The sequence below is a fragment of the Agromyces sp. C10 genome (assembly GCF_023217995.1).
GTDB classification, from domain to species: Bacteria; Actinomycetota; Actinomycetes; order Actinomycetales; family Microbacteriaceae; genus Agromyces; species Agromyces indicus.
Genome location: NZ_JALPSX010000018.1, coordinates 1 through 1,081 on the forward strand (window position 1 = coordinate 1; position 1,081 = coordinate 1,081).

At 65.9% G+C, this 1,081-nt stretch carries 1 protein-coding gene; it reads right to left on the reverse strand.

Annotation, left to right across the window (positions count from 1 at the left end):
- Window positions 1-12: 12 nt before the first annotated feature.
- Window positions 13-975 (reverse strand): IS481 family transposase, encoded by a 963-nt coding sequence (locus M1L56_RS15815; protein WP_248599961.1) that lies wholly within the window; start codon window positions 973-975, stop codon window positions 13-15.
- Window positions 976-1,081 lie beyond the last annotated feature (106 nt).

Genomic DNA, 1,081 nt, shown 5'->3' on the forward strand with positions numbered 1-1,081 from the left:
TGTACCGGGCCGTCAGGTTGGTTGCAGTCGGCTGATCGGGGGTTGGCCTCCGATGGCTGAGTGGCGTCGTTCAGTGTTGTAGTGCTCGAGCCATGGTGCAAGGGCGGCGGCACGTTCGGTGTTTGAGGTGAATGCCTGTTTGTAGGCCCACTCGGCTTGCAGGGTCCGGTTGAAGCGTTCGACCTTCCCGTTCTGCCACGGGCAGTGGGGTCGGATGAATTTCTGGGTGATGCCGTGCCGGGCGCATAGCTCGCGGAGCGAATACCGGTATGCCCAGGCGTTGTCGGTGATCAATCGTTCGACACGGGTGATGCCGTAGCCGGCGAAGTAGACCAGGGCGCGTTCAAGGAATCCCGCACAGGTGGTGCCCTGTTCGTCGGGGTGGATTTCGGAGTACGCCAGTCGGGTGCAGTCATCGACGAGGGAGTGCACATAGTCGTAGCCGTTGCCGTGACGTCGGTCGCGGTTGTCGCCGACGCCGCGACCATGCACACGCCACCCACCCCCGTCGGGGATGCGGCCGAGCTTCTTCACGTCCATGTGGACCAGTTCGCCCGGCCGGTCCCGTTCGTAGCGGACTGCGGTGGTCTTCGACGCTCGGATCAGCTGTCCGGTCATCGGATCCAGCCGGGACAGGTGCGGCACCCCGTGTCGGACCAGGATGCGCGAGACCGTGCGAGCTGGCACCCCCGTGCGCGCGGCGATCTCCTCCCGACCCACTCGCTCCCGCGCCCGGATCGCCAGCACCACCCGCTCGGCGTCGGCGCTGGTCCGACGGGGGCTGCGGTGCGGACGGGAGGACCGATCCCGCAGCCCGAACTCGCCCTCGTCACGCCACCGGTACAGCCACCGCTGCACGCACCGTCGGGACACTCCCATCGCCGAAGCGATCTGCGCCTGGCTCCAGCCGGCCAAGGCTCGTTCGACAATCAACCGCCTGCCATGAACAGTCAGACGGGCATTAGCGTGGGGCACGAGAACCTCCGAGTTGTGAAGACGTCAGACATCTCCACTAAGCCCGGAGGTTCTCCTCGTTCACAAGACCCCCAACCGCACCAACCTCATGGCCGGGTACAGCTAG